This is a genomic window from Cytobacillus sp. ABV4_503, assembly GCF_056158445.1.
On the sequence record NZ_JBSWTH010000001.1, the window covers coordinates 4,809,865 to 4,832,908 of the forward strand.

At 42.0% G+C, this 23,044-nt stretch carries 24 protein-coding genes and 1 pseudogene; 9 read left to right on the top strand and 16 right to left on the bottom strand.

Annotated elements, in window-relative coordinates:
- Positions 1–310 precede the first annotated feature (310 nt).
- Positions 311–448 (top strand): YvrJ family protein, encoded by a 138-nt coding sequence (locus tag ACXAD1_RS23960; protein ID WP_019380521.1) that lies wholly within the window; start codon positions 311–313, stop codon positions 446–448.
- A gap of 224 nt (positions 449–672) precedes the next feature.
- On the opposite strand, the gene ACXAD1_RS23965 is transcribed toward ACXAD1_RS23960, so the two are convergent.
- From ACXAD1_RS23965 to ACXAD1_RS23975, 3 genes are all read right to left on the bottom strand, one after another.
- Complete coding sequence (locus tag ACXAD1_RS23965) at positions 673–1,545, bottom strand: AraC family transcriptional regulator (RefSeq protein WP_474911218.1); 873 nt, start codon at positions 1,543–1,545, stop codon at positions 673–675.
- 83 nt (positions 1,546–1,628) lie between these two features.
- The gene (locus ACXAD1_RS23970) at positions 1,629–2,078 is read right to left on the bottom strand and encodes a helix-turn-helix domain-containing protein (RefSeq protein ID WP_474911219.1); all 450 of its coding nucleotides are present in this window, start codon (positions 2,076–2,078) and stop codon (positions 1,629–1,631) included.
- A gap of 182 nt (positions 2,079–2,260) precedes the next feature.
- A complete protein-coding gene (locus tag ACXAD1_RS23975) occupies positions 2,261–3,772 on the bottom strand; it encodes a malate:quinone oxidoreductase (protein WP_474911220.1) in 1,512 nt (503 codons plus the stop codon).
- Between the two features lie 743 nt (positions 3,773–4,515).
- Between ACXAD1_RS23975 and ACXAD1_RS23980 the strand changes: the two genes are divergently transcribed.
- From ACXAD1_RS23980 to ACXAD1_RS23990, 3 genes are read left to right on the top strand one after another with little or no spacing between them, the layout of a single operon-like run.
- A complete protein-coding gene (locus ACXAD1_RS23980; protein ID WP_370221767.1) occupies positions 4,516–4,899 on the top strand; it encodes a MarR family transcriptional regulator in 384 nt (127 codons plus the stop codon).
- Positions 4,900–4,952: 53 nt separating this feature from the next.
- Entirely contained in the window at positions 4,953–5,267 is a 315-nt protein-coding gene (locus ACXAD1_RS23985) for a nuclease-related domain-containing protein (RefSeq protein WP_244671220.1), read from the top strand.
- Between the two features lie 26 nt (positions 5,268–5,293).
- Positions 5,294–5,860, top strand: coding sequence for a hypothetical protein (locus ACXAD1_RS23990; RefSeq protein WP_474911221.1), 567 nt, complete (start codon positions 5,294–5,296; stop codon positions 5,858–5,860).
- Positions 5,861–6,083: 223 nt separating this feature from the next.
- Here the strand turns inward: ACXAD1_RS23990 and aspA are convergent, their stop codons facing one another.
- Positions 6,084–7,514, bottom strand: a complete 1,431-nt coding sequence (aspA, locus tag ACXAD1_RS23995) for an aspartate ammonia-lyase (RefSeq protein ID WP_206840945.1) — start codon at positions 7,512–7,514, stop codon at positions 6,084–6,086.
- Positions 7,515–7,925: 411 nt separating this feature from the next.
- Here aspA and ACXAD1_RS24000 point away from each other — a divergent pair, with 411 nt between their 5' ends.
- From ACXAD1_RS24000 to ACXAD1_RS24010, 3 genes are all read left to right on the top strand, one after another.
- Positions 7,926–9,095 carry a DUF418 domain-containing protein gene (locus tag ACXAD1_RS24000; protein WP_474911222.1) on the top strand — a complete coding sequence of 390 codons (1,170 nt, stop codon included), beginning with the start codon at positions 7,926–7,928 and terminating at the stop codon, positions 9,093–9,095.
- A 182-nt stretch (positions 9,096–9,277) separates the two neighbouring features.
- Complete coding sequence (locus tag ACXAD1_RS24005) at positions 9,278–10,036, top strand: hypothetical protein (protein WP_370221761.1); 759 nt, start codon at positions 9,278–9,280, stop codon at positions 10,034–10,036.
- A gap of 14 nt (positions 10,037–10,050) precedes the next feature.
- Positions 10,051–10,497, top strand: coding sequence for a hypothetical protein (locus ACXAD1_RS24010; RefSeq protein ID WP_206840951.1), 447 nt, complete (start codon positions 10,051–10,053; stop codon positions 10,495–10,497).
- 32 nt (positions 10,498–10,529) lie between these two features.
- Here the strand turns inward: ACXAD1_RS24010 and ACXAD1_RS24015 are convergent, their stop codons facing one another.
- The 3 genes from ACXAD1_RS24015 to ACXAD1_RS24025 form a co-directional block, all read right to left on the bottom strand.
- Positions 10,530–12,740 carry a heavy metal translocating P-type ATPase gene (locus ACXAD1_RS24015; protein WP_474911223.1) on the bottom strand — a complete coding sequence of 737 codons (2,211 nt, stop codon included), beginning with the start codon at positions 12,738–12,740 and terminating at the stop codon, positions 10,530–10,532.
- Positions 12,741–12,885: 145 nt separating this feature from the next.
- Positions 12,886–13,713, bottom strand: coding sequence for a cytochrome c oxidase assembly protein (locus ACXAD1_RS24020; protein ID WP_474911225.1), 828 nt, complete (start codon positions 13,711–13,713; stop codon positions 12,886–12,888).
- Between the two features lie 188 nt (positions 13,714–13,901).
- Complete coding sequence (locus ACXAD1_RS24025) at positions 13,902–14,297, bottom strand: hypothetical protein (protein ID WP_474911226.1); 396 nt, start codon at positions 14,295–14,297, stop codon at positions 13,902–13,904.
- Between ACXAD1_RS24025 and ACXAD1_RS24030 the strand changes: the two are divergent.
- Positions 14,254–14,757, top strand: a pseudogene (locus tag ACXAD1_RS24030) (DUF4956 domain-containing protein); the annotation flags it as partial. The gene ACXAD1_RS24025 and the pseudogene ACXAD1_RS24030 sit on opposite strands and share 44 nt — an antisense overlap.
- Before the next feature lie 62 nt (positions 14,758–14,819).
- On the opposite strand, the gene ACXAD1_RS24035 reads toward ACXAD1_RS24030, so the two are convergent.
- The 7 genes from ACXAD1_RS24035 to yeiL form a co-directional block, all read right to left on the bottom strand.
- The gene (locus ACXAD1_RS24035; protein ID WP_474911227.1) at positions 14,820–15,392 is read right to left on the bottom strand and encodes a bifunctional transcriptional activator/DNA repair enzyme AdaA; all 573 of its coding nucleotides are present in this window, start codon (positions 15,390–15,392) and stop codon (positions 14,820–14,822) included.
- A 28-nt stretch (positions 15,393–15,420) separates the two neighbouring features.
- Positions 15,421–16,191 (bottom strand): isocitrate lyase/PEP mutase family protein, encoded by a 771-nt coding sequence (locus ACXAD1_RS24040; protein WP_474911228.1) that lies wholly within the window; start codon positions 16,189–16,191, stop codon positions 15,421–15,423.
- 362 nt (positions 16,192–16,553) lie between these two features.
- Entirely contained in the window at positions 16,554–16,802 is a 249-nt protein-coding gene (locus ACXAD1_RS24045; protein ID WP_474911229.1) for a hypothetical protein, read from the bottom strand.
- A gap of 39 nt (positions 16,803–16,841) precedes the next feature.
- Positions 16,842–17,282 (bottom strand): T7SS effector LXG polymorphic toxin, encoded by a 441-nt coding sequence (locus tag ACXAD1_RS24050; protein ID WP_474911355.1) that lies wholly within the window; start codon positions 17,280–17,282, stop codon positions 16,842–16,844.
- Positions 17,283–17,288: 6 nt separating this feature from the next.
- The gene (locus ACXAD1_RS24055; protein WP_474911230.1) at positions 17,289–18,860 is read right to left on the bottom strand and encodes an L-lactate permease; all 1,572 of its coding nucleotides are present in this window, start codon (positions 18,858–18,860) and stop codon (positions 17,289–17,291) included.
- A 34-nt stretch (positions 18,861–18,894) separates the two neighbouring features.
- Positions 18,895–19,824 carry an L-lactate dehydrogenase gene (locus ACXAD1_RS24060; RefSeq protein ID WP_474911231.1) on the bottom strand — a complete coding sequence of 310 codons (930 nt, stop codon included), beginning with the start codon at positions 19,822–19,824 and terminating at the stop codon, positions 18,895–18,897.
- 368 nt (positions 19,825–20,192) lie between these two features.
- Positions 20,193–20,864: a transcriptional regulator YeiL gene (gene yeiL / locus ACXAD1_RS24065; protein WP_370221751.1), complete on the bottom strand. Its 672-nt coding sequence runs from the start codon at positions 20,862–20,864 to the stop codon at positions 20,193–20,195.
- A gap of 79 nt (positions 20,865–20,943) precedes the next feature.
- Between yeiL and ACXAD1_RS24070 the strand changes: the two genes are divergently transcribed.
- The gene (locus tag ACXAD1_RS24070; protein ID WP_474911232.1) at positions 20,944–22,125 is read left to right on the top strand and encodes an MFS transporter; all 1,182 of its coding nucleotides are present in this window, start codon (positions 20,944–20,946) and stop codon (positions 22,123–22,125) included.
- Between the two features lie 62 nt (positions 22,126–22,187).
- On the opposite strand, the gene ACXAD1_RS24075 is transcribed toward ACXAD1_RS24070, so the two are convergent.
- A complete protein-coding gene (locus tag ACXAD1_RS24075) occupies positions 22,188–22,325 on the bottom strand; it encodes a hypothetical protein (RefSeq protein WP_206841082.1) in 138 nt (45 codons plus the stop codon).
- Between the two features lie 50 nt (positions 22,326–22,375).
- Positions 22,376–22,810 carry a GNAT family N-acetyltransferase gene (locus tag ACXAD1_RS24080; protein WP_206840965.1) on the bottom strand — a complete coding sequence of 145 codons (435 nt, stop codon included), beginning with the start codon at positions 22,808–22,810 and terminating at the stop codon, positions 22,376–22,378.
- Positions 22,811–23,044 lie beyond the last annotated feature (234 nt).

Genomic DNA, 23,044 nt, shown 5'->3' on the forward strand with positions numbered 1-23,044 from the left:
TCTCTCTTTTATGGAATAGGCCTGTTGATTGCCATTAAGGAAAAATGGCTCGAACAGCCGCCACAGGCAGCGGGGAGACGGATATAAGATTTTTCACCATTCTGTCACAACTTTCCCCAACCCCCCTGTCTTTTACCCCCCTTTCATTTCGATTATCAGAGATGAAAGGGCGGTGCAGCGATATGAATCTTAAATCAGGCAGTGTGGACCAGTTGTTGAAAATAACAAAGCGGGAGGTGAAAGGAATGAGGCCGGATTCTTTGGAACCCGGCCTTTTTTATAGCTTGTAAAATAGAAAGGAGCATACAGGATGGAACAGATGGTCACCTTGATCAGCGAACTCGGCTTCCCGATTGTGGTCACGCTTTTTTTACTGAACCGGATCGAAGCCAAGCTTGATGTGGTCGTGTCCTCAATCCAAGGATTGCCGGATCGGCTGAAAGAATAGAAAAGCGGAAGGCGCCTTGCCCATTCCCGACAAGCATAAGTCGAGCCCTGCAAGAAGGTGTTCTTCCCTTCTGGAGGGAATGGCTTACGTCTCGAGTCCCTAGGAGCCGCAGCAAGACAAGCTTGTGACCTCGAGGGGCAGGCGCTGGAGAGCTAGACAGTTATCTAATTCCAAATGCTAATACTTATTTGAATATCTGGGACTCCACTAGCTGCTGGGGAGTCCTATTTTTTTGCAACCGGAATCCAGATTTCACTGTGAAATACCAGGGAAGTGGTATCTTTACTTTCATTCCAGAGTATTTCCGGCCCTTCTATTTGCTGATAGGAAGAGGAAGGAAACCATTCCGAGTAGATGCGTCCCCAGATATTCTGAAGCGTTTCAGGGAATGGCCCCACGGCTTCAAAAACTGCCCATGAACATGCTTCAACCTCAAGGGACGCCATACCCTCTGGGCATTCCTTCGTGGTAGCTGCCCCTATATAATGATCAAGCTCCCCCTTTTCTTCCATTCTTCCTTCAGAAAAATTTGCTGATGCACTAATCAGACCCAGGGGAACTGTATTCGATACACTTTTAAGTTTAATAATCATATGTTCATCTAAGCTCTTCCACATGGCTGCAATTTCCGGGTTCACTCCGTTAAAAATGATCGGCACCCGCTTCTTTAAGCCCACAATTCGAAATGCCTTTTTTTCCTCAATTCGATAATTCATTTCATTTCCTCCCTTAATAGATAAATGGAAGGTCATCGGCGGATAAGCCTTTAGTGCGTGGCCATTGCTCCTTGCTTCTGATGGAGTGATGCCATGAAGCTGCTGGAATGCCCTCGTAAATGAATCAGGTGAGCTATACCCATATTTGAACGCTACATCAATGACCCTGGCATTCTTATCCTTCAAATCAAAGGCAGCTAATGACAGCCGTCTCCTGCGGATATACTCCGAAAGAGTTACACCTGCAAGAAAGGAAAACATTCGTTTGAAATGGTATTCCGAGCAATACGAAATCTTTGCCACTTCTTTGAAGTCTATCTCACTCGTCAGATGTTCTTCAATATACTTCATTGCCCGATTCATATTTTGCAGCAAATCCATTTGGATGACCTCCTCTTATCTACAGAATAGCAGGAGCTGCAGGGTGCGGCCCGACAATCCATGCACAAGAATGCAGGGTTACGTTACTCACTTTTATATTTCTTTTTTAATGTGTCAGAGAAAATGGCACCGCCCAGCATTAAGAATAAAGGACCGAAATTCCAGAAAAACGACCCACGAAGAGGGATCTCTAGTTCAGTAAAATGATTAAGTCCTAAAATGCTTAGTTTAATGATTAGCATAGCGGATCCTATCAGAAATAAACAATCAAAAAATACTTTCAATCTTGGATAAGCTAATTGTCTGCTGTCCTTAATCACTTTCTCCGTCAATTCCTCATCACTCCTTAATAATTCATCAATCGTAACCCCAAACAGATCACTTAGTTTAATAATAATTTCTATGCTGGGATAGTTCTGTCCATTTTCCCATTTGGAAACAGACTGGCGGCTCACAAACAGCTTTTCAGCCAGTTCCTCCTGTGACCATCCTTTCTCTTTCCTCTCCTTTTTAAGCTTCTCGGCAAAAACCATATTCACAATCACCTTTCTGCAAATCGATACTCCCATTATGGTGAATTTTTTGGCCAAAAGTAAAGATAGGATTGGTTGCAGGGGCCGCACGCATAGGTTGCAGAGCTCTACCACTGGTTTTTCAGCATATAAAAAAGAACCTTCAACCCGCATTTAGGGTCAAAGGCTCCATCCGGTAAAGATCAGGTATAGGCAAGCTCTTTTTGATTTTCCGCTTCGCTCAGTCCCAGCACCTGCGCTGTTGATTCATGAATCTCACGGAACAGCTCAGGGTTTTCCGACAATGACATGCCGTAGGACGGAATCATTTTCTTGATTTTAAAATGCCACTCTTCCATATACTGCGGGAAGCATTTTTGCAATACTTCAAGCATGACGTTTACGGCAGTTGAAGCACCCGGAGAAGCTCCGAGCAAAGCAGCAACTGAGCCATCTGAGGCACTGACTACCTCAGTACCGAATTGCAGGGTTCCTTTTCCGGCAGGCGTATCCTTGATTACCTGCACACGCTGGCCTGCGACCACGACACTCCAGTCATCACTCTGTGCGTTAGGAATAAACTCGCGCAATTCTTCAACACGCTGTTCATGGGATAACATGACCTGCTGAATCAGGTATTTTGTCAGCCCCATTTCTTTTGCACCAGCTGCCAGCATGGTGATGACATTATTCGGTTTAACGGACTTGATCAGGTCCATATTGGAACCTGTCTTTAAGAACTTTGGCGAGAAGCCGGCAAATGGTCCGAACAGCAGGGATTTCTTGTTATCAATAAACCTTGTATCCAGGTGCGGCACGGACATTGGAGGTGCGCCTACCTTCGCTTTTCCGTACACTTTTGCATGATGCTTCTCGACAATTTCCGGTTTGTTGCAGACAAGGAACAGTCCGCTTACCGGGAATCCGCCAATATGCTTAGATTCAGGTATGCCCGTCTTCTGCAGCAGATGCAGGCTTCCGCCGCCGCCGCCGATAAAGACAAACTTCGCCTGATGGTTTTCGGTTTTACCGCTTTCCATATTTCGAACTTTTACATTCCATGAGCCATCGCCAGCACGCTGCAAATCCTCAACGCTGTGCTGATAATGAACATTGACATTTTTACTCTTTAGATGGCCAAACAGCATGCGAGTTAACGCACCGAAGTTGACATCCGTTCCAGAGTCGATTTTAGTAGCTGCGATTGGTTCGTCCGAAGTGCGGCCATCCATCATCACCGGAATCCATTCCTTCAGCTTTTCAGGGTCATCGGAAAATTCCATGCCCTGAAATAGCGGATTAGCTGACAGCGCTTCCAAACGTTTTTTCAAAAACGATACATTTTCTTCCCCTTGAACAAAACTCATATGAGGGATTGGCATAATAAAGTCCTGCGGATTGCGAATCAGGTTGTTTTCTACAAGATAAGCCCAAAACTGTCTGGAAAGCTGAAATTGTTCATTTACATTAATCGCTTTAGTGATATCTATTGATCCATCGGATTTTTCAGATGTATAGTTAAGCTCGCACAATGCAGCATGTCCCGTCCCTGCATTATTCCATTCGTTAGAGCTTTCTTCTCCTGCGCTTTCGAGCTTTTCAAACACTTTGATTTCCCATTCAGGTGCTAACTCTTTCAGTAAAGACCCCAAAGTCGCGCTCATGATTCCGGCACCAATTAAGATAACGTCTGTTTTGTTCTGTACGCTGCTCATTTTAAACCTTCCTTATCCCAGATATTTGCCAAAAACTGCAGGCGCTCTGCTCAGGTGTCACCACTAGAAAGGCATCACCCAAGGACACACCTTTTCCGTCACACAAAATACACATTCTATTCTATTATAATGATTGATAGGGTAAGATAGCTAGTATTATCTGATAATTATATACTATTTTAGACAAATTAGAAAGCGGCGCGGAGATTTTCGGAACCAAAACAGCAGACAAATCGGTTCCAGTATTGGAAGGTTTGTCTGCTGTTTGGTAAAATTATGTCTTTTTAAGAATTTCCTGCACTTCATCCAGGCAGGGAAGACCGCTCATAGCGCCTTTCCTGGTGACGGCCAGGCCTCCTGACACATTTGCGAAGCGAATCATGGTGGCCATCTCGTCATGCGAATGCTCTAAAGCTTTAGAAGATTCATGTATGCGATAAAGGAGCCCGGAAACTCACATTTATAACAGAAGATGCAGCCGTCACTGACCAATGTAACGATAGTCAGCTGATTTTCAGAAAGCCGGGATATTCCTTCTTCGATATCACTGCATCCCGTTAAAAGGTGAGTTCCTCCTCAGAAAATTTTTCAATATCGGCGAAGGGGAGGGTCTCCATAACTTCTGCTTTTGCCCTTTCCTCGGAATCCCACAATCCCCCGTGTTTGTCTATTTCTAGTGTTCTGTCTGACGTGCTGGATGTATAATTATGTCTATAAATAAATTTTTTTAGGAGGCTGCTTCAATGGGTGCATGGGGACCTGAGCTATGGGAAGATGATTTGTCCTGCGACATTCAGGATGAATGGAATGATCTGCTGGATGAAGGCTGCAGTCCAAGGAAAGCGACAAAAATCATACTTGAATCATGGTTAGAGGAATTTCAGGATTATGAAGATGAAAAGGATGCCCAGGCAGACCTATCAATTCTTTATATTTCACTGGCTGCTCTGCAATTAAGGCACCGGGCACTGCAAAGCAAAATCAAAAAGAAAGCCCTGGAATACCTCGAAAAAGGCGGGGACCTTCACCTTTGGAAAGAAGGTGATAAACAGGACTATGAGGAAAGAAGAAAAGTATTGGATGAATTTAAATTGAAATTGTCTGGAGTTAAGGCTAGGTTGTTTTAGAAGGAATTGTATTTTGATAAAATTAACTTAGAGGTTAAGGAAGGAAGTGCATAATGTTACTTAAAAGAAGATCCGTACCGGATGAATTAATGTCTATGAGATTTTTAAACATCCGAATGGAGTTTACTGAAAAGGAAAGGTTTCACTACTCCAACCTTGAAAAGGACTATGAAGGAGAGGTGAAATTTGACCTTCTGGCAGAAAGCCTGGAAGAAGAGAGGTTAATTATTAATGACCTGCTCTTGGAAGTAAATAATTCATTTTTTCAAATCGATGCCTTGATCATTTCACAAGGTATGATTCATCTTTTAGATATAAAAAATTACCAGGGAGATGTTACCTGGAATCGGACAAACTTTTTAGCGTGAATACCGGACGGGAGTATAAAAACCCTGTGTACCAATTAAAAAGAAGTGCCACCCTATTCCGTCAGCTGCTCCAAACCCTCAAGCAAAACTATCCTGTTGAAGCCTCCGTTATCTTTATTAATCGTGAATTCACCTTATATCAAGCCCCTTTGGACGAGCCCATTATTCTGCCAACCCAGGTAAACCGCTTTTTGAATGATTTAAATAAATTTCCATCCAAACTGAATGATGGGCACAGGAAACTAGCACAAAACCTGCTTTCCCTACACCAAACGAAAAATCCATTTACTTCGGTGCCCGAATATCAATACGACAAGCTGCTAAAAGGAATGTATTGTGAAGCCTGTAAATCCATGCTCCTATCCGTAAAGAATAATAACTTTGTATGTGGAAAGTGCGGTGGGCATGAAAAAATTGAACGAGCTATTCTGCGTAGTGTTAGTGAATTTATGGTGCTTTTTCCCGAACGGAAGATTACTACCCAAAGCATTTATGAGTGGTGCAGCGCAGATTTAAGCAAGAAGACTTTTTGCAGAGTTTTAAAGAAAAACTATAAAGCATTGGGAACTACAAGGGATACTTATTATGTTTGAATGATTCATTGATTATTTATGGATTAAGAATTGGATTCGGACTCATTCCTTCGGTTTTCGACCATTCCTGTCCGAATGAGAACCGGATTCGGACTCCTTCTCTCGAATTTCGGCTGTTCCTGTCCGAATGAGAACCGGATTCGGACTCCTTCTCTCGAATTTCGGCTGTTCCTGTCCGAATAAGCAAAAAAACCCCCAACAGTATTGGGGGTGAAGGAAGACATCAGTCCCTCTCCAGCAGCGCCGCGCCTGCGATGCCAGGATCGGTCATTTCATATGGATCGAGGATTAAATCCAGTTCTTCTTCAGTCAGCACATCATATTTCAGGCATAGTTCCCTGATTGGAGAGCCTGTTAAAATGGCTTCTCTCGCAATTCTTGATACAACTTCATACCCAAGGTGAGGGTTAACCGCGGTGATGATGCCCACACTTTTCTCAACGTATTCCTTTAATCTTTCTTCGTTGGCTTCGATTCCTTTTACACAATGCTCTGTAAACGTATTGAATGCATTGTTCATAATGCTGATCGATTGCAGAAGATTAAAGATCAGAACTGGCTCCATGACGTTCAGTTCAAGCTGTCCTGCTTCTGAAGCAAGTGAGATCGTATGGTCGTTCCCGATGACCTGGAATGCCACCTGATTAATAAGCTCCGGCAGAACAGGGTTTACTTTCCCAGGCATGATGGAAGAGCCCGGCTGTCTTGCTGGAAGTGAAATTTCCGCTAGGCCTGCTCTTGGGCCAGAAGCCATTAAGCGCAAATCATTCGCTATTTTGGACATATTGATCATACAGATTTTCAATGCTCCTGAGACTTCTGTATAAGAATCCGTATTCTGAGTGGCATCTACAAGATGCTCTGCCCCTGTAAATGGCAGGCCGCTGATGTCGGCAATATGCTTCACCACTAAGTCAATGTATTTAGGGATGGCATTCAGTCCGGTTCCGACTGCCGTTGCCCCCATGTTCAATTCATATAAGTGCTGTTTGGATTGCTGAATGCGCTTTATGTCTCGCGCTATGACACGGCTGTAAGCTTCAAATTCCTGGCCAAGCCTGATTGGCACGGCATCCTGCAGATGAGTCCGTCCCATTTTAATCACGTGGCTGAATTCCTTTGATTTTTCAAGGAAAACGGAGTGCATATGTTCCATTGTCGCGATTAATTGATCCATCAGATTTAAAACCGAGATATGCATTGCTGTCGGGAAGGCATCATTCGTCGATTGTGACATATTGACATGAGTATTAGGGCTGCAATGTGAATAATCACCTTTTTCATAGCCCATAATTTCAATTGCACGGTTTGCAAGGATTTCATTAATATTCATATTAATAGACGTCCCGGCACCGCCCTGAATTGGGTCGACAATGACCTGATCATGCCACAGTCCTTCAATCATTTCATCCGCTGCCTGTACGATAGGGTCTCCAATACCTGAATAAAGGCGCTTAACCTCCATATTTGCCAATGCCGCTGCCTTTTTCACTATTGCCATTGCCTTGATTAACTCCGGATGGATCCGGTAGCCTGTAATCGGAAAGTTCTCAACCGCACGAAGCGTCTGAACGCCATAATAGGCTCCAGCCGGAACTTCCTTAGAACCTAGAAAGTCTTTTTCAATTCTGAAGCTGTTCTTTGCTGCTAGCATATACTTCTTCTCCTTTATATAAACCTTTCAGATATATATAGGTTTTGTAATACTAATCCTTCGTATCCACTATAATCCGGATGGAGGGAATAAGCAATGGTTATGGAACAATAATAAATTGCCTTTTTGGATTGCTAATTTCACCCTTTAACTGCACTTTGCCAACTATCTTATGCAATTGACATAACCTTAAATACGACCTAATATTTAAATTGCCTTTTAAACCGGAAATAGCTGCTTTCGTGATCTTATAATAAATTTGTCTATTCCCTAAGAAAGCTTTATTCAGATGAGCGTATTCTATTGATTAAGAAGCTCATTGTTTAATTAACCGAACCTTAGAGATAAACCAATCAATTCAAATATTTTATCAAGCTAGCGTGTTTATTAAAGACAAAGGAGAAAATCAGCATGTCTAATCAATCAAGTATTAAAACAGCTGGACCAAAAAAACGTGCTGTTTCACTGGATCTAGCCAGAGGTACAATGCTTCTGCTGATTGCACTGGCACATGCCCCGCTCTATTTGTACACCTCCGAACCCGGGGTTATGCAAAGAGTAGAGGCTATCACCTTCCTTGATCAAATAGTTAACTTTTTTGGCCAATTCTTTATTGATAACAGAGCAAGAGCGATGTTTGCCGTATTATTCGGGTACGGGCTTTCTCTGGCATTTGAAAGTCGAGCCTCTAAAGGAATAAGAGAAAAAGAAGCCATAATGACGATAAGAAGGCGTTCCTGGTATTTGATTCTATTTGGGGTTGTTTTGGCGGTCATCATCGGAGGACAGGACATTCTTATGGCCTACGGTTTAGCCGGGCTGCTTGTGAGCCGGCTTTTAACAAGCGGAACCAAAACACTGATACGAGCCTTTATTTTTATCACTTTATTCTATATCATTTTTCTTCCGATAGCATGGGGGTTCAATATGCTGGAAGTCGGAGGTTATGGTTTCCCGCCGGAAGTTTCAGCAGCTGACACCTACCTTGACACAGCTTTTATAAGTCTAGTTACTTTTCCTTCCATCCCTATTCTCATACATTTAATGTTCCCGGTTCTTCCCTCCGTTCTGCTCGGCATGTGGATTGCCAGAAATCGGTTATTAATCAAACCGGAGAATCAGTTAAAAACGATTTATTCCATTACCTTTATAGGATTAACCGTCTCATTGTTGGGAGCACTGCCTTTATCCCTTTTGGGAACCATATGGCACCCGGATTTATTTACAGCCGGGTTTATAAATGGACTGCACATTTTAACCGGAATTGCAGGCGGTTTGGCTTATGCTGCAATTTTCGGAATCATTGGAGCAAAGATGAAAGAGCCTGGAGGTTTTATCCTCTCCTTAACAGCCCTAGGTAAACGGTCGCTAACCTTCTATGTTTGGAATGAGACGCTGCTCGTTCTCTTCTTCTCACCGGTAGCACTTGATTTAGGAGGGCGTGTAAGCAACGGGACTGCCGCAATGATTGCTGTTGGGATTTGGGGGCTTTCAGTCCTCTTAGCCATGATTTTGGAAAAAAGGAACTTGAATGGGCCATTGGAAGTATTGTTGAGGAGATTGGTATATAAAAATAAATAAATCAAAAGACAGCCAAGTAATTATAAAGTACTTGGCTGTCTTAGTTTATCTTAAGGGCGCTTACCTTGGCATGCTCACACCTAAAAACTAAAAGGATGTTTTATAGCAAAAAATTACATGCCCGTCCCATTAATGGGTAAACTACTAATTATTGCAATAAAAAAAGGTAAGAAGGAATAAACATGGACACTTATCTGCGAAGACCTCTTTCCAGAATTAATACATTTGGTATTACACATTTAAGATACCAGAACCCCTATATGGTTGCTTGGTGGTCTGCAGTTTTTCCGGGATTTGGACACTATTTGCTTAATCAGTATTTAAGGGCTACTTTATTAACCCTTTCTGAAGTAATCATAAATACTTTAGCTCATATTAATGAAGCAATGATGTATTCCTTTTGCGGAGAATTTGAGCTTGCAAAGGCAGTACTGGAACCCAAATGGGCATTCGGATATCTTTTAATATATTTAATTGCTATGGGAGACAGTTTTCGGTCAGCCTTGTTCCATAATAAGCTTTATGTTCTAACATGCATGGAGAATAAACCGATTCCCAGCATCAATATTACTGCGTCTGAAATTCAATATCTTGAAAGGAAAAACCCTGTCATGGGGGCCGTTTACTCTTTTTTCTTTCCTGGACTGGGGCAATTATACAACCACCGGTTTGGACTTGCTTTTTATGCGATGTTTTGGTGGTGGATATATCTCATGTTGTCCAGCATGCATGAATCTATATTTAGTCTATTGCACGGGCACCTTGGCCAGTCTATTTCCATGCTGCACCCACACTGGCTGTTATTTATGCCATCCGTTATGGGCGGCTCCATCTATCATTCATACATCACAACCATTGGACACAATCACCTTTTTGAGATGGCGCAGCGCCAGCTTCTTTCCATGCGTTATCAGAATGCTAAACTTAGAATTTTCCCCTAAGCAGGTGCTTGACAATGTTAATATTTGGCATATTTGAACAATCAATTGAATTAGAGCAGGCATTAGCTGAGTTAGAGGACACCTCCATTTTAAGAGAGCATATCCTTGTTGTTTTCATGGATAAAAGCCACAGGAAACAACATTACAGCCCGCTTAGGCCACATGCTTTTGAGGTAGGTATTTCATTTGCCACTGGAGCAGCAGCTATTGGAGCGAGCATGGGATTTGCTCTGACTTATGGGCCTATTATCTGGGGGCTAATTGGTGCAGTTATTGGTTTTGCCATAGGTGTTGGGTCATACTTTTTATATAAAAAACTGAAAAACCAACCCAGTCAAAAAAGAAATAATCATGAGGTTACAGTTGTTATACAGTGCCAGGAAGAACAGACTAGACTTGTTAGTGATTTATTATGGAAATACCAGGCACTTTCAGTGGGATATGCCAAAAATCCATCCTGAAAATCTGACTCAATTGAAATTAATATTTAAGACTAGATTCTCGATTTTTGCAATCGAAGAGAGTTAAGAACGACCGAAACCGAACTAAAAGCCATAACAGCCCCTGCCAGCCAGGGAGCTAAGATTCCGAATATCGCAAAAGGTATGCTGATAATATTATATAGAAATGCCCATACAAAGTTTTGTTTAATATTGGACATCGTAGCTTTACTGATCTTAATGGCTTCCGCTACCTTACTCAAATCGCCTTTTATCAAAGTAATATCCCCAGATTCAATCGCAATATCGGAACCGGTGCCAATGGCAATTCCGACATCTGCGACTGTTAGGGCAGGTGCATCATTAATCCCGTCCCCGACCATTACAACGTGTTTTCCTTCCTTCTGCAGAGTTTGAATGATTTCTGCCTTTTGCTGTGGTGTGATATTGGCCTTCACCTTGTCAATTCCGGTCTTTTGGGCAATCGTCATGGCGGTCTCCATATTGTCTCCCGTGACCATTATGACTTCCATTCCCATCCCTTTTAAAGCAGCAACCGCAGGTTTTGATGAGTGCTTTACTTCATCAGCTGCAGCAATGATCCCAGCAAACACATGATTGATTGATACGATCATCACTGTCTTACCTTCTTGTTCAAGTCTTGCAATCTTTCTAGCTGCTCTAGCCGGAATGAAAAGCTTATTCTGAATAAAGTAAGTTGGATTAGAAATCAGCACCTTCTTCCCATTTACAGACCCCTTGATCCCGTACCCCGGAATCGATAGGACTTCACTTGCATTTGAAATAAGGAATACCCTCTTTTTCGATTCTTTTACAATTGCTTTTGCAACAGGGTGCGCCGAAGCACCTTCTACAGCACCTATTATTTCAAAAAACTCCCTTTCACTAAAATATTCAATATATGAGTCCGTTACCTGGGGTTCTCCTTTTGTAATCGTTCCGGTTTTATCCAATAAGATGACGCTGCTTTTCCCTAAAATTTCTAGAAATTTCCCCTCTTTAAAAAGAATGCCTGACTGTGCTGCACGTCCGCTTCCTACCATTACAGAAGTAGGAGTAGCCAGTCCGAGAGCACATGGACACGCGATAATTAATACAGCAATCATCTTCTCCAGAGCTTCGCTTAATTGCCCCGGCTGGATCATCATATACCACAGAATAAACGTAAACACTGAAATAAAAATAATGATCGGGACAAATATACCTGTTATTTTATCTGCTATGTGCTGAATGGGTGCCTTAGAAGATTGTGCTTCCTCCACAATTCGAATGATTTGTGACAGTGCAGTCTCAGATTCTTTTTTGGTAACCTTTATTTTTAATGTTCCGTTATGATTAATGGTTCCTGCATATACATGGTTCCCAATGCCTTTATCAATAGGCAAACTTTCCCCGGTCAGCAAAGACTCGTCAATCATTGAGCTTCCTTCAATAACTTGTCCATCAATTGGAACCTTTTCGCCCGATTTAACAATAACCATATCTCCTGGTGATATTCTATCGACAGGTGATTGACATTCCTTTCCGTTCAAATACAATGTGGCTGTTTTCATTTGTAATTGGTAAAGCTTCTTAATCGCCTGTGTGGTTCTTATTTTCGTTCTTGCTTCAAGTAATTTTCCCAACAAGATGAATGTAATAATAAAGGCACTTGTTTCATAGAACAATACAATCGAATGGGGACGATCTAAGGAGTGTAAGTTAGTGAAAGTTAAGTAATGGCTGTAAAAAAAGGCAGCTGATGTGCTTAGCACCACTAAAACATCCATATTGGCACTTCCGCTTTTCAATGATTTCCAAGCCCTTTCATAAAATTGGAATCCTATTATAAATTGAATGGGAATAGTAAGAGCAAATTGGAAGAGGGGATTGATGAATAGCTCTGGCACTTTAACAAAAGATACCCACTGAAAGTGGGTAAACATAGCCCATGCCAGGGGGAAAGTCAGCAATGCCGAAACAAAGAACCTCCACTTTAGAGCCTTAATTTCTCTAAGCTTCTCCAATTCTGACTGTGAGTTATTCTGCCTATCTATTTTCGCATCAAATCCAATTTTATTAATTTTATTGATAATTTCATTGATACCTATCTTATTACTGCTAAATGTAACGCGTCCCTTTTCAGTTGTTAAATTTACATGGACTTCCTCTACCCCCTCGATTTTTGAGACTGCCTTTTCTATTCTTGCTGCACAGGCGGCACAATGCATACCCCTAATTTCTAAATGGTTTGTTTCTTTCAAAACAATTTCACCACTTTCTTTTCCGTCAAATTAATATATTTTATTGAAGACAGGTGCTCTTTAGAACACTCAATAGATTTAATAAAAATAGAATTGATAGATTCATAGAAAAAGCCGAACCTCAAAAAAGTGAAGTTCAGCTTTATTAATGAAAACTATTTTGCTTTTCCCCCTGTGTTTCCGTTGCCTTAGCCCCAAGCCGCGTTGTCGCCATTAAAGCAGCTTTGTGAATTCCCAGCATAATAAATCCTGCCGTTGCCTGGTCATAATTTGTATTAAAGGGAGGGGGAAGTATAGTTAAGGATATTGATTGAGAGGGTATGCAGAGATGAGATGTTATTTGGGTAAGGAAGGGGTTGTTTGCTCCATCTATGAAAGCGCTGAAAACGAATAATAAACAAGCTGGCATTAAAAGAACACCACTCAGGAATGCATACCGTTGCTTTCGTCCCTCACAAAGCCGCTGCTTTAGATCAGGCGACACAATCGGCCACCACATACTAAAAGACAATACCAGCAGTAAATATATATATCCATTGTGAACAATAGGATTTTGGGAAAAAACATTTAAAACAGCCGGTAAATGATACATTAGGAACAATACTGCAAAAACGATTAAGGAAATCTTTGGAGTAAAAAACCATTTGCTTATTTTGTTGACCATCGAAATTTTCCTATGAAACAAATGACTGGGAATTCCTAATAAAAAAAGGGGCGGGACAATAAAATATATAACGCTCATTTGAATCATGTGCAAACTGAATGAGAGGTGACTTATCACTGTTAAAGGACTGCCGATGGTTAAGTATAGCAAGCCTAAACTAAAGAAAAAGAATAGAGGCTGTTTATGATACATTTTTATGTCCGCAAGACGAGTTGCTGCTAATACATACAAGACGGCAATACCCATTAGGCCCAATAACAATGGCGTATTCCACATAAACTGGTCTTCAAGTAAAACATTATAAAACACGTAAAGCCTCCCCTCTGTTTGAACAATAATTAAATATGTTTTTTACCTATATATAATTATGTTTGAATATGTGATTTATAACAGCATCCCCCCGAGACTTCCACAATTTAAATCAAACAAAAAAAAGAGAAGAGAAAATGATCTCCCTTCTCCTTTTATATTTTGCTGTTGCCCATCAGAATGTCTTTTTATTCTGGTCTATTTCCGCCTGGGAATTCTATCCCCAGTTCTGTCAATTGAGCCTGGGCCTCTTCTCTGGTGATCGTTCCACTCCGCTCCTTCTCCATAATTTCCTGGGCTTTTGTTCTTGTTTCCTCATCCAGATTGGAGAACATATTATCGCCTTCCTGCGGGGGCTGACCGCCATCTCCTCCGCCCGGTAATTCTACCCCCAGCTCAGCCAGCTGAGTCTGCGCATCTTCTCTGGTAATGGTTCCTGCCCGTTCTTTCTCCATAATTTCCTGAGCTTTTGCTCTTGTTTCCTCATCCAGATTGGAGAACATGTCCCCGCGGTTTCCGCCATCCTGAGGGGGCTGGCCTCTCATCATTATGGCGCTGGCAACCGCACTGATTATTATTGGCATTTCGTCGAATGTCCTGCTGTCACTCGGTATGGTTGGTGCGTTATCGATTGTGCGCTTTCGGACCCCTATCAAAGATCCGATGGATATCGTGTATCTTTTCTGGGCCATCGTGGTCGGCATTTTATGCGGTGCCGGCTTCATCGCTCTCGCAGTTATTGGTTCTATTCTAATCGGACTCGTCCTGTTCTTCTTTATTAATAAAATCAAGATTGAAAACCCTTATCTTCTGGTGATCCGATACAGTGAAAATTCGATTGAAAACTCTTTGGAGCACGTCATATCAGGACATGCCAAAAAGCATTCTCTCAAATCCAAATCCGTTATGCCCGGCAATGATTTTGAAGTCACCTACGAAATCCGCGTTAAAGAAAATGATATGGACTTCATCAATAACATCTCTTCCATTGAAGGAGTCAAATCGGCGATTATGTTGAGCTATGATGGGAATTTTACGGCATAATGACTATTAATCTAAGGCTGAATAAATGATGGTAAAATCATTTATTCAGCTTTTTCTGTTTACTAGCACAAGGGAGCCCTGAATTCCTTCCGATATTCACTCGGTGAGCAGTTTTTCAAGCTTCGAAACACTTTATAAAAATTGGAAGGGCTCTGAAACCCTACCTCATAGCAAATCTCAAGATTTGTCAGCGCAGTGCTTTTAAGGAGATGAGCTGCTTTATCGATACGAATTTTTTCTAGATAAGTACGGGGTGTTTCAGAGGTTTCCTGTTTAAATAAGCGCTCCAGATAAAAGGGACTTAGGCCGACTTGGTCAGCTATATCTTTTAATCCCAAATTCCGTTTATAATGATTGACCAAGAATGTAATGATTTCTCTGACTAGGGCAATATGCGGGGATTGCTCCACTTCTGGCTGGCATCTTTTGCAGGGACGGTAACCTGCTCCTTCCGCTTTATTCTTTTCCGGGTAAAATTCTACATTTATCTTTTTAGGCTTTCTTGATCTGCAGGAAGGGCGGCAGTATATTTTCGTTGTTTTGACTGCTGTAAAAAATAAGCCATCATATTTACGATCACAGGCGATGATTTTCTCCCACATCTCTTCAAATGACAGATTGATGTTTGCCGCCATTTAATCCCACTTCCTTCCTGTACTGCTCTTAATTATTATACAATATGGCAGTATCCATAGACTCTGCCAATTCACGTGCATTCTTTTCTATATATGCAATCACTTTATCAGACAAGGCATTTCCAAAGCTAAAACGCCTCACACCTAATTCTTTTAGCCTATTACAATTTGTCAGTCCCGGTAAAGATAAGATATTGAGCGGGGCACTGACATTCTTCGTGATGGCTTTAATCTCCTCGTCTTCTATTAAACCCGGTACAAAAACTCCGCTGGCTCCGCTCTCCGCATATGCTTTTGCCCGTTCAATCGTTTCCGGCAGCGGATTTTGTTTCTGTAAATACGTATCGGTTCTGGCGTTAATATAAAAATCCTTATAGCCATTGTTTTCTAACGATGCTCTTATATTTCCTAAAAGGCTGCAATGCCAGGAAATCTCTTTTAATCCTTTCTGCTTTTTGAAGGAATCCTCAATATTGATGCCGGCAGCCCCTGCATCAGCCGTCTTTAAAACATGATCGACAATCGTTGGGATATCTTCCCCGTAGCCTGCTTCAATATCAGCAGAAACAGGAATTTTCACATTCTCTGCTATGGTTTTGATGATCGCTAAATGTCTTTCAAAATCAATCAATTCTCCGTCTGCATATCCCTGTGAACCAGCAATCCCCCAGCTAGTCGTGCCAATTGCTTTAAAACCTGCTTTTTCAAGTGTTAAAGCGGAAAGCAAATCCCAGGCGTTCCCCAGGAATAAAAGTTCATTTGAAAAATGCAGCTCATTAAATTTCTGTATTTTGTTCATTATTATCTCATCCTAAAAGTTGTTGGACTCATTTTAACAAGAGAACGATAACCATTTCGTCCTCATTCTTGCTCTTATGGTCTGTCTCTAAGAGGATAAAAAAGTGAAGCTTCATTGTGTTTCACTTTCGCCGCGGATGCTCCTATTTTGCAGATGCTTCAACGATTGTTAGCCCAACGACCTTACTCATATTCAATTTTCTATGGTATTTGCTCGGTAATCAACCTTATAAAAAAACTTGAAAGGCTGTAGCCAATCAAGGTTTATATTAAGTAACGTTATTTATTTTTGACTTTCCTTTTCCACACACATTGTCCGTTAGTTAAAAAACCGTGCTTGGCTGATCTTCAGAGAGGAAAATTTCAACCAATGAGCTTTCCTATGGGGTTAGTTAACATGATAGAGAGAGTTCGTTTCCCTCTGTCCCTTTTGGATGTCCCCTCAATGGCTCCATCAGCCATATCTTGAAGGATACTTTGCTCGCTCTCTGGATTGGGATTCGATATTTCTTCATGGAAATCCTTCCAGGTGAGGGCATTTGGCTGGTAATGGGTCAGAGATAATCTGCCGCTTTGGAACATGCCGGACATTTTTTGGATGTACTGGTTCATGAGTGTTAAATCATGCAGAGAGGATCTAGTGCAGCTGTTTCACGATGGTCGGTCGAAATTCTCCAGTTTTTCAACTGTTTCCCGGCTTGAATCCAGGGCACGCCTTGATGCCTGGATAAAACGGCCATCCTCCAGCAGCGGCAGCGCGACAATATCGCTTACGGACTTCATGATCTCATTCGCTTCTTGTGTCGGTTCAGCAGTGATCTGAAGGGTATTTTTTAGCCCCTGTTCGAGCTCATGCACCAGGAATTCCTGGCGGGTGAAGCCTGCAGGGGAGGGCTCAAGATCGATTAATGAGGCTATGAAGCTCTTTAAATAGGATTGATACTCGTCAATCCACGATTCAAGGAATTGCAAAAAAGGCTGGTGGCATTCCTGGTAAAAGGAACGAATAGCCTCGCCACCCTTCCCTTTGAAGGCATCATCAAGAGCCAACAGCTCCTGGATGGCCACCTGAACTTGAGTTATCTTTTGTATGAAGAGCTAGAAATACAATGACAATATGAATGTCCAAATACAAACAAACACCAGCAATCCAAAGCTATACTTCAATGTCATTTTAGTCAAATCAGCTTCTTTTCCTGTCTCGCCAACAGCAGCTGTGGCAATGGCGATGGACTGAGGGGATATCAGCTTTGCCATCACGCCACCTGCTGTATTGGCAGAAAGCAATAGAGATGAGCTGGTTCCGATCACATGGCCAGCTGTCGCCTGGATGGGAGCAAATAGAGTGTTGTTGTTCACGACAGATCCTGTCATGAACACCCCAATCCAGCCTAAGAGCGGTGAAAGCAGCGGAAATATTTTTCCGGTTGTAGCAACAGCTTCTCCCAGAGTGACGGTCATGCCGCCGTACGTCATGAGCTTGGAAATACCGATAATGGCACAAATCATGATAATAGGTATCCAGAACTCTGAAACAGTCTTTTGGAGAAGCTTGAAGCCTTCACCCATATTGATACATTTTGTCGTTGCGATTGTTGTCAAGCCTGCCAATAAGATCGCTGTGCCTGTTGCTCCAATTAAGCTGATGCTGACACTAAGAGAAGATCCGGGTATACCGAAGTTAATGACTGTGAACTCCAGCAGGCCCCCTTCAGCGAAAAGACCTTTAAATGCCGGAAAACTCCATATTAAAATAAATAGGGTCAATAGATAAAAAGGTGACCATGCTTTAACAATTTCACCTAAGGAATGCTGTTCAAATTGACACTCTTTCCCATTGAGCAAAAAGATATTCTTTGGTTTCCATTTTTTCAGAAATAACGCTAATACACCCATTGCTAATAAGGAAGGAATAATATCAGCAAGCTCTGGTCCCATCAATACGGTAATGATTGCTTGTGTGACGGTGTAAACCCCAGCTGTGATCAGGATAGCTGGGAATACTTCCTTGATTCCCTTAAATCCGTCAATGAGCCATATCAATAAAAAGGGAATGGTAAAGTTAATAATCGGCAGTGTCAGAGCTGTCATGATCGACACATCCATAGATGTGACACCTGGAATACCGAACGTATCGACAATGCCGACCGGTATTCCAATCGCACCAAAGGCGCCTGAGGCACCGTTTGCGATGAGACAGAGCATCGCTGCCTGTAAAGGCTTGAAGCCCAGTGACACTAACAGCACGGCACAAATGGCAATCGGTACGCCGAAGCCGGCAGCGCCTTCGAGAAAGGCATTAAAACAGAATCCGATCAGCAGAAATTGAATGCGCTGGTCCTGGGAAATCCCTGCGATGCTTCCGCGCAAAATATCGAACTTGCCGGATGCCACCGAAATTTTATATAGCCATACAGCCATGACAATAATCCAGCCAATCGGCCAAATTCCTGCCGCAGCACCTTGAATAACACTTCCCGCCGCTTCTCCGAAGGGCAATTTAAAAATAATAAGTACGATAAAAAAAGTAACAGCTAAGTTTACTAGCGCTGCATGGATACCCTTCATTTTTAATACCGTCAGGCAAAGCAGAAATAAAAGGATCGGGATGGCTGCCACAAGGGATGAAACTGCCAGGTTATGAAAAGGATTGAACGTTTCCACTAACATATGATCTGCCCCTTTGGTCTAGGATGTCAACTCGCTATAATGCTGAATTCTGAATGTCTTTTAAGGTTTGAACAGATTTGGCAAGCTTCCTTTTTTCATCCTCGGTCAGTGACAGCTCCACAATGTTCTTCACACCGTTTCTGGTAATCACAGATGGAATCCCGACATAGACATCACGATGGCCGTATTCTCCTTCTAACAGTGCGCCAACCGGCAATACTACATTTTCATTTCGCAAAATGGCTTTTGTTATTCGGACCAGCCCCATGGCAATCCCATAGTAGGTTGCACCCTTTGCGTTAATAATTTCATATGCAGCATCCCGGACCTGGACAGCGATCTCTTCTTTTCTTTCTTCTGTTAACCTCTCAGCCACTGGGGTTCCGGCAATATTTGCGAAGCTCCATACCGGAAATTGAGAGTCGCCATGTTCACCGATAATATACGCATGAACACTAACGGCTGCTGTATCAAATTCCTTGCCCAATAAATAACGGAATCTAGCAGAATCCAGGATAGTTCCAGACCCAATAACTCTTTCTTTAGGCAGGCCGGAGAATTTCCAGGTTGCATAAGATAAGATATCGACTGGATTTGCTGCCACTAAGAAAATGCCATTAAATCCTGATTCCATAATGCTCTCTACAATGGATTTGAAAATTTTAACGTTTTTATTTACGAGATCCAGGCGGGTTTCTCCGGGTTTTTGTGCCGCCCCTGCACAAATTACTACGAGAGCGGCATCCTTACAATCCTCATAAGAACCATATCTAATCGTCATAGCTGATGGGGCATAGGTAATGCCGTGGTTTAGATCCATGACATCTCCTTTTGCTTTCTCTTCATTTAAATCGACAATGATTAATTCATCACATAAGCCTTGATTTAATAACGCATACGCATAACTTGATCCAACGGCTCCATTACCTACTAGTACTATTTTGTTTCCCAATGTTATATTCATTTTGATTTCCCCCAATATCTATTTGTGAAATACTTCACATGATTTCGTAAAAAAAATTGCACTCATTCTAATTTCGTTTTTTCTAATTGTGAATTAGTTCACATTTAATCACAAAAAATAATTGATATAATCATTTGTGAAATACTTCACAATAAAAATATATCAATATTTTTGATTTCGTGCAAGTCTTTGCTCAAACTTTTTATAAAAGCACTGTTCCCTATAAGCTGCAGCATAAACAGGGGCTGGCACTTATCATTATTTAATAATTTCTCCCGGGATTCATCCAGTTTGTCCCGATCATAGTTTCTGTATAAATGCCTTGTCCTGCCCGTAATTCTCTGTTCTATTGAATTTCTGAATAAAAATCACTCATTCTTCAGCACATCAGCAAGCCTGTGCAGAGCGTCTGTCTGCTGAATATGGTAATGGCGCCCTTCCTTCTGCAGGTACCCTTTATCACAAAACTGCACAAGAACATGCAATAAGTGGCGATAAGATACCCCTAAATAGTCACAGACGGTTACATGTTTCTCTTTATAAACATCCCCATCAGCCGTTTGCAGAATGAAATCCGCCAGCCGGTTTTCAAGCGGAAAGGAAAGACTCTGTGAATACTTTTCGGCCATTTTTGTGGCTTTCACACTTAAAAACTTGGTGAGCTCGCGCAGAAAGGTCGTATCTTCAAGCAGCCTTGAGCGGTAGTGATGCAAAGGAATCGCAAAACAGATCGTCTTCGTTGAGGCTTGAATCCCCTTTGTATAGTACACTTCATGTAATAGTTCCATTTCCCCGATATAATCATGGACATTAATGATATTGATCAAGGAAACCTTTCCATTTTGATACGTAACGTAAATTTTAGCTTTTCCCTCGATGACATAATACAAGTAATCCGGCCTCATGCCTTCGCGAATAATCCACTCATCCCGCTTATATTCGCGTACTTCCATAAACTCCTCAATCGGAGAAGAAAATAAATGCGAAATGGAGTGTTTCTCCAGGTATTGCTGCCTTTTTTCCTGTTTATAAATTTCCATTCTCCACCTCAGAATATGAGATATCTCATATTATTGTACGAATCTTCCTGATATCATGCAAATATCGGAGGGATACTTAATGAATACACAGAGCTGGATGGGCAGACAGTTTTTCAGTTTCTTTATGACATGGGGCGTTTTTCTGCCCTATTGGACAGGGTGGCTGATTCATATAAAAGGAATGACCGTTTCACAGGCGAGTTTGATCATGAGTCTAGGTTTGGCTATACGGGGACTTTCTACACTCTTTGCCTTTCCCTATTTATCAGGAAAATTCAGCAGTAAAACCCTGCTTAACGGGATGGGAATCGGCACACTGATCGCCATTCTCTGCTATATCCCGGCCAATTCTTTTTCAAGCCTGCTATTGGTAACGCTGTTTTTACATTTCTTTTACCCTGCTTTGATGCCTGCATTGGATAGTGCTGCGGGCATTCTCGTACAGAGTAAGCAATTAAGAGATTACGGAAGGAGCCGCTCCTGGGGATCGATCGGATTCGTCGTATCCGGCATGATTCTGACATTCTTCACAGGGGCACTTGGGGACGAAGCCATATTCTGGGCACTTCTGCTCGGCGTTCTGGTATTTTTAAGTCTCGGTTTCATGAATACGCCTGCAGTTTTATCTGAAAAGCCAAATGCCGGCGAGGCAAAAGGGGCCATAATGAAATTATTCAGCATCAAACAATTCGGCCTGGTGCTCGTCATAGTCATTTTACTGCAGGCAGCACATGCTTCTTATTACAACTATGGCTATATTTATTTGCAGGAAATTCAGGCTCCAAAATATTTAATCGGCCTGATCATTAACATTGCCGTGATTACAGAAATTCTATTCTTTTTCATTGCCGACCGGACTTTCCGCAAATTTTCAATCGGCTCATTACTGGCATTGGCAGCATTGGGCTCAACCGCACGCTGGATACTCGTATTTGCCTTTCCGCATGTGATGATGTTTGCGGTTGCCCAGACACTGCATGCCTTTTCATTTGCCATGGCACATTACGCCTTTATGAAATATTTAATTAAATACGTTCCGCATGAACAGGTGCCAATTACACAAGGGGTATATTCTGCCCTGGCACTTAGCTGGAGCACAGCCATCTTCACGATTTTTGGCGGGTATTTATATGAAATGGAACCAAGATACGCGTTTATGGGAATGGTGGTTTGTACGATACCAGCGGCGCTGCTTGCATTCGTTTACCGGAGATTGGAAGGGAAGAATAAAGGGACGGAAACCAGACAGCTGGTGATCTGAACTGGGGACTGGCCTTTACCGAAATAAGTGGAATTATGAATGAAAAGTGCCTGATCCCCGGATTAGGCACCTGTAATTTTCGATTGAAGGGATTCTGGCAGCAGCTGAAAGAACAGACCTTGATACTTAAGATCTAGCAGGCCCGCAATCAGCAAAATAAAAATTATGAAGAATATAATCCATGTTTTATTTTTTTTCAACAATTGGTCCACCTCCATGAATAAGAGCTCCTCAGCAGGAGCTCTTTTGATTAATACGTTAGTTTATAAACGATTTCCCCATCAATTACCCTGCCATCTGCTTCAAAGCCCAGTTTTTCATACAACCCCTTCGCCAGATTGTTTTCAGGCTCAAAGCTTAAATAGATCACCTTATGCTCCTGATCCTGCTTAATCCGCTCAATCAGCTTCTCCATGGCCGCTTTCCCGTATCCTTTTGACTGATGCTTTGCATCAATCATCAGGCGGTAAATCCAATATTCCTTATCATCGTAATCCATGCAGTACATCGTAAAGCCCACTAACACATCAAAATAATAAATCGCTAAGCAAATACATTCCGGAAAGGCTTTTGCCTGTGCAAGCGAAAACACATTTGGCGCGACAAACGACTTCTGTTCTTCTGCTACACGCAAATCTATGACATCGAGGAAATTATGCCTGTCTATTTCTCTGAATTCAATCATGTGATCCCCCTGAAAGCAATTTTCTGGTACCTTGGTGCCTCCCCATACTTTAAAGAGTTCGAGTCAGACACCATGTTATAGATTCGCTGCTTCCACATAGAAATCCTTCCAGCCATGACTATGTTGAGGTATGCCATTCAAAGTGCCAAACAGACAATGAGACTCTTAATGGGCACCTGGATGATATGTCTAATTTTCGTATTGTGCCTTGTAATTCTATAAGATCTGGTAAAT